The following is a 6,067-nucleotide window of genomic DNA, read 5'->3' as shown; positions in this document are numbered from 1 at the left end:
TTTGCTGTGATAATCCTCCCTAGCTTTGATCAATAAGCCAAAAAACAAATCCAATTCCTTCAACTGAGTTTCAGAAAACAAAGAATCGGTTTCCAATAAAACAGAATCATACCCTCTGTCCTTTTTAAAAATCGAATAAGAATTGCCAATTTTCAGGAATCCTTTTTCATTTAAAATTTTCTGAGATTTTGGTACCAATACGTTCAGGAACACTTCTGTAATTTCGAGTTTTAGACTGTCCTTTTCATATAAATTCCAATAAACCATCGAATCTTTTAAAGTGACATTGATTGATTTTTGGTTGGTAAAATCTATTATTTCCTTACTTTCAATAAAATCCGCAATCAAGTTATCAGAATAGAAATAAGGGTATAAAATCTGGGTTAAATGTGCATCGGCATTTTGCGGGTTTTTTACCAAAGTCAAGATCACTTCTGTATCACTTGTTTTATTGTAATTCAAAACCTTATGGGTATTCAAGAAAGCCGAGTCAACATCTACCGTCCGCATTGAAATCTTGTCAATGTTACCAATTACCAAATCATTTCGCTGTAGGCTTGCTATGTTCAAATTGAACGCAGTCATATATTCTACTGCATCGTTGTACCAAAAATAGACCGGCGATGGTACCTGCTTGGCAAATTGATCTATCCTGTCCTGCAATTGCCAATCTGTCCTCAGATTTTCCAACAAAATCATTTCATCATCATCCAAAACCCCGTCGGCTGCAATTTGTAAAATGGTTTTGGAAAAATACCCATAATTAGTCGTTGTGCCGAGCATGGGTAGTTTTTGAAGCCTTGAGATGGAAAATGCAATGTTCTTCTTTTTTTGTTCAACCGTTCTAAATAGTTTATTGTCTAGCTTGGAAGCAAGTTCCAACGAATCCAGAATGGTAATTTCCTTACCAAGCAATGAATCAAACAAACTCAGCTCAAACCTGCTTACGGCCTCGTCTGATTCGATTTGTGCTACTAGTTCTGAGATTTTGTCATGATGGAAAACAACCTTTTTAACATCCTTTCCGGTGATCAGCGAGAATAGGTTTTTGAGTGTTTCAGCACCTTGGATTTCAGCATTTTTCAGTATTTCTGCCCTATGTGCAAATGACATCAGTTTTTCCACGCAGTATTCCTTGACCTTTTTGGCATCTTTGAAATCAACCTTACCATTGTAATCCAGGATTTCAAAACCGGGAATTCCTTTTTCAGGAATAAACCATGGATTGATATCGGCATTGAGGATAGAAGGGGCCAAACCAAAAATATGTACCTCCTTCACATCATCGTATATGACAATTGCAGAAGGATCAAGATTTGTAAAATCAAAACCTGCTTTGACCCATCCTCTCCCCACCATGGCAAGCTTTTTTCTGGTTTCTTTCCTGCTAAAATCCGCCAATTTATTTTGGTAATAAAAATCCATAAAATCCACTGAAGCAAGAGAATCCTTGGCAGATGGAGCTTCCTGGTATATCAAAAACAAGGCTTCTTCTTTGTTACGGGCACTTGGATTCCAATCTTCATCTTTCTTTTTTTTGGTTTTTATACGGTACAGGTACTCCAACATATCATCATATAGTGGATCTACAGCGACATCATCAAGGTATCCATGATAGTTCAACTTGTCCATGATGTTTCTGCTATCCACTTCGTGTCTGATAATCCGCCTCCAATTACTGACTGGAGTCATTTTCTTGTATTCTTCATCCCTCTCATCCTTTGATAAGCTCTGAAAGTTCTTTAGGTTTTTGATGGCTGATTTGATGTCTTGATATAAAATCTCTCCTCTTGTCCTGATATTTTCATCTTCGATCAAATTAAGCCTTGCCTCGTCTATGGAAGCAATCACTTCTCCATAATATTCCGCAGTTACCAATTGCCCGATCTGCCGGACTTCAGTGACCATGTTTGCGGTGTCATTCAATTTAAGCCCTCCGCCAAAAATCCCAAATGGGTTCCATATAAATAGCCCTATCACAATCCCCAAAACGATGAGGATGTCCAATAAAAACTTCCAGTTTTTGAGGAATAGGCCTATCATTGTTCTACTATAGTTTCGGTATCTACCAATAAATTGACCTGTGAAATGATCAGGTCGTCGCTTTTGAAGGTGATATAAATCTCCTCATATCCAAGCGAAGCCAAGAGGATCTGAAACAACTGCCTCGTATTGTTTTGGGTTGTCCGGACTATTCCTATGTATTGAAGGTTTTCCCGGATATCAAGTTCTGCAAGCCTGAAAAATTCCTCTTGGTCCCTGATGTTTATCTTGTTCAAAAACACTTTTGGGTCTGATATCAAGGAATCTTCCACAAAGCTCGCAGGAGGATAGGAAAAGTTTATAACCTCAATACTCGGCAGGTCTAAGTGGATTTTTGATCCATCAATCCTGATATCATTTTCCCTGATTTTGCTCAGATCTATACCGGCTTTTACTTTAGCCTGTGAATAAGCCATAAAACTTGCCTCGCTTATTTTCAGAAGTGCCAGTTTTTTGGTTTTGGTACCAAAGACTATTTTGTCTATCACAAACTCAGTGGTAGCCAAATCTGAAGCATTTTGGATTTTCCCCACTACCAAAGCCCGGTCGTTCTTTTTACAAGAAGAAAAAAGAACCATCAGGGCGATGACTGCAAACAAAGAATTCCCGCGAAGGAATGAATTAAGCGTCCTCATGACTGCATTTTTTTAAATTTCTCGTAGGCTGCCTGGAGCTTTATGTCATATTTATTGACTTTGTAGCCGCTGCCGTTATAGCCATAAGCGAAACTTGCCCAATCATATTTTCCTGGATTTTCCTCAGAAATAAAGTTGATCAATGGAGTTCCCTTGAGCTTTTTCGTTTTGATAAATTCCAAAAAATCCATAAAATGGTATTTCTCATGCTCATGCTGTTTCTCCTCAAAATCCTTGTAATCGGCATATTTCCTGCCTTTGATATTGTGATTTAGGTTTTCTCCAAGAATCTGGAACAATCCCCAAGAGGCTGAGAAAACAGCGATTTCAGGATCAATTTGCCTGGCTCGGTCAAGTCTGTCGTATTCAGAAATTCCCCCTTTGTAGTATTGTCTTGTCCAGCTTTTGTAAAGGATATCTTCATTGCTTTTTTGGAGTTTCAGGATTTCTTCCTCAGGCATTTTCCTGATGCTGCTCAATAATCTCCACATCAGATGGCCTTCAAACAAAATCTTGGCACGTCCGTCACTCAGGTGGCCTCTTCCTGAGGATTCTACAGAAATTACAGCTTTGACCACAGGAAGGGAAAGGAATATGTTCTCTTTCTCAGCAAGGTTTTCGAGGATTTCAATAATCTCTTCGTCATTCAGGATTTTGCCGTTGATATTATCCATGATTTGGACAAAGGCAAAATTATTGGCTACAGGAAGCTGTTCACCTTTAGATTCTAATAATGCATTTTTTAGGTTGGTAATGGGTGAACCGGCTGCAGGAGGTTGATTTAAGTCTTCAACTGTTTCCTGACCTTCCATAAACTCCCTGTCATCATCGCCCAATGAATCGTCCTCTTCTAAACTTGGAGGTGGAGTTCCTGCGCTTGGCATGATTCCTTCAGGAAGTTGGGAGGAAGGCGGGGAAGATGGAGGAGTAAGGCTGCCATCGGCCTGCTGATTGGGATTTTTCCACCTTTCCCTGAAGTATTTCAATGACTTATCACCAAAATAGAAGGCGATCATCATCAAAAATGCCGTCTCAAAAAATTCAAACTGCTGTATCCTTAAGGCTATAAGGTCACTACTGAGTTCTTCTGAACCCATACTGCTGATCAATAAGGATATGCCACCAATCAACAAGGTAAATGCAATCATTCCCCTCACAGTACCTGGAGGCAAACCGAATGTCTGACTTCGATAAGGATTGTACAAAGGCTCACGGACACCACTTGCCGGAAGGTCTATTCCAAATTCCCTTGCATCTCTCTTTGCTTCGGCAATCTTCGCCCATTCACCATCAGTAATTCCAAAATTGATATTATAATGATAAACTGACCATACGAAGTAGATCATAAATACAGCTAACCAAATCACCATGATCAGTAATCCGACAATCGAAAAGAGATTTTTCTTTTCAATATACATCAGTATGCTATAGAATATGGTAATCAGAACAAGGGTGATAGCAAATACAATTGTGCCTTTAAAAAACACATCATGGTATTTGTTCACATAATAAGAATTGATCTTTTCTTCGGTTTTGAAATGCCGGATCAAAATCCCATAAATCAAACCCACAGCAATGATAGCCGGAATCGTCAAGGACAGGACCACATCTTTTTCTTCTGTAAAAAAGTTTCTGATCAAAAAACCTATGGCCACAGCCATCAAAATGGTAGCTACGATTTTAATGATCAGCTTGTAAAGGGCGCTTTGTGTTTTCATAGTGATGGGAGTTTACTTCTTTCAAACCAGTCCTCATTTAATATTTGAATAGTGACAGGCTCATTTGATTTGAGCAATGCACTTACAGTTTTATAGAATCTTTCGAATGCATTTCTTGAGTATTGGAGGGACTTAGAAGTTCCCGCTGATACCCCATCCGCTATCAGTATACAGCCATCTGTGTTTTCATGGGTATTTCCGACATGGATATAGACATTCTGAAAATTGGGGATGTTTTTTATCTCAAGGTGAAAATCAAACCAGTCCCCATAAGTCTTTCTGTATTTCTTTGTTAAGTCACTTTCTGTTTTATAAAAATCCAAAGGGTAAATCCCTGAGGGAATTCTTGTCTTTTTTTGGATTTTGACATCCTGATGGGCATCCTCCAAGGTGTATGCAAAAAACTTATTTCTCAAAAAAATCAATCCAAGGGTGGTTTCCCCATCATCTAGGTACCTTAATATTGTCAAGGTGCAACTACCCAATGCCGTACCGGATTCTGATTTGGCATTGTTAAGACGAAGCTCCAGGTCTTTGATCTTTTGTTCCAATCCTGAGGAATCCGGAATTTCTTCCTTGGCAACAGGAGCTGAAATTATAGGAGCAGATGTTTGTAAGCCTGTTGGATTTGTTGGTTTTTCTTTGTTTGAAGTAAAGGCAGAAGCGAGTTTTTGATATCCTTTCTCAAACAAGACTACCACGTATCCGATAAAACCAATGATGTAAAGCCATACTTTGCTCAATAACTCCGGATTGGTCACAAAGATCAGAACCAGAATGGCAATACATGCAATGACTAGTAGTGCGGCTAAGTTTTTCATTAAAATTCAATGGGGAAAACCTGAAATCAATCGAGATACTCAAAAAAGACTATAAATAATTCTAAAATTTAAATATTAAGCCGTTAACAATCAAGGAAATATTGATTTTTCATTCTTTGTTGATTTTTTAGATAAAGGATACATAAACATAAAGCGGATTAAAAGCTATCTATAAATGGAAGTATTAACAGGAAAAGAAGGGAATCCAATACAAAACCATATCCATTCAAATCACTTAAATACATTTTATCAAGAAAGCGCAAAAAAAGAGAAGAAATCATCACTGATAATGGCTGGATTTGCTTAAATTTTCAATCTAATCAATAAAATATTAATCAAATGGCAAACTACAACCTTCGAATTAATGGAAACGAATATAACGTTGACGTTGAGGACGATACGCCACTCCTGTGGGTTTTGAGGGATCATGTCGGCTTGGTCGGGACCAAATATTCCTGCGGAATAGCCCAATGCGGCGCCTGTACAGTTCATATAAATGGTGAAGCTACCTTTTCCTGTACCTTGCCTGTTTCTAGTATAGGTTCTGATGAAATCACTACTATTGAGGGTCTTTCATCAGAAGGTCACCATCCTGTTCAAAAAGCATGGGATGAAGTGGACACTGCCCAATGTGGTTACTGCCAGGCAGGTCAGATCATGACTGCCGCTGCGTTTTTGAGAAAAAACCCTAAGCCAACCATGGAAGAAATCGAAAACGCAATGAACAGAAACCTTTGTAGGTGTGGCACATACCATAAAATCCGTGAAGCAGTGGCCTTAGCAGCAAAAATTAAATAATCATGGCAAATCTAACGAAAACAAATAGGAGGGATTTCCTCAAAATAGCAGC

General features: G+C 38.6%; 5 protein-coding genes. 1 reads left to right on the top strand and 4 read right to left on the bottom strand.

The genetic code is table 11. The features are described 5' to 3' along the window. From ACZFYI_RS14170 to ACZFYI_RS14155, 4 genes are all read right to left on the bottom strand, one after another. On the bottom strand, window positions 1–2,043 hold a 2,043-nt coding region (locus ACZFYI_RS14170; protein ID WP_462524781.1), incomplete at its 3' end, for a hypothetical protein. Beyond that, complete coding sequence (locus tag ACZFYI_RS14165; protein ID WP_462524780.1) at window positions 2,040–2,678, bottom strand: DUF4230 domain-containing protein; 639 nt, start codon at window positions 2,676–2,678, stop codon at window positions 2,040–2,042. The genes ACZFYI_RS14165 and ACZFYI_RS14170, both read right to left, overlap by 4 nt. Next, complete coding sequence (locus ACZFYI_RS14160; RefSeq protein ID WP_462524779.1) at window positions 2,675–4,396, bottom strand: N-acetylmuramidase family protein; 1,722 nt, start codon at window positions 4,394–4,396, stop codon at window positions 2,675–2,677. The genes ACZFYI_RS14165 and ACZFYI_RS14160 overlap by 4 nt, the downstream gene beginning before the upstream one ends. Continuing rightward, window positions 4,393–5,217: a DUF5675 family protein gene (locus tag ACZFYI_RS14155; RefSeq protein WP_462524778.1), complete on the bottom strand. Its 825-nt coding sequence runs from the start codon at window positions 5,215–5,217 to the stop codon at window positions 4,393–4,395. The genes ACZFYI_RS14160 and ACZFYI_RS14155 overlap by 4 nt, the downstream gene beginning before the upstream one ends. Window positions 5,218–5,556: 339 nt before the next feature. On the opposite strand from ACZFYI_RS14155, the gene ACZFYI_RS14150 reads away from it, so the two are divergent. Continuing rightward, window positions 5,557–6,015 carry a (2Fe-2S)-binding protein gene (locus tag ACZFYI_RS14150; protein WP_462524777.1) on the top strand — a complete coding sequence of 153 codons (459 nt, stop codon included), beginning with the start codon at window positions 5,557–5,559 and terminating at the stop codon, window positions 6,013–6,015. Window positions 6,016–6,067: the final 52 nt, after the last annotated feature.

The sequence above is a fragment of the Aquiflexum sp. genome, from assembly GCF_977115555.1.
Note: the sequence above shows the minus strand (reverse complement) of the source record. Positions and strands in the feature narration are given on the sequence as shown.

What these genes read in the sequence shown, in the direction of transcription:
- ACZFYI_RS14155 (WP_462524778.1), bottom strand. Translation starts at nt 5,217, where the DNA reads ATGAAAAACTTAGCCGCACTACTAGTCATTGCATGTATTGCCATTCTG.
- ACZFYI_RS14150 (WP_462524777.1), top strand. Translation starts at nt 5,557, where the DNA reads ATGGCAAACTACAACCTTCGAATTAATGGAAACGAATATAACGTTGAC.
- ACZFYI_RS14160 (WP_462524779.1), bottom strand. Translation starts at nt 4,396, where the DNA reads ATGAAAACACAAAGCGCCCTTTACAAGCTGATCATTAAAATCGTAGCT.
- ACZFYI_RS14165 (WP_462524780.1), bottom strand. Translation starts at nt 2,678, where the DNA reads ATGAGGACGCTTAATTCATTCCTTCGCGGGAATTCTTTGTTTGCAGTC.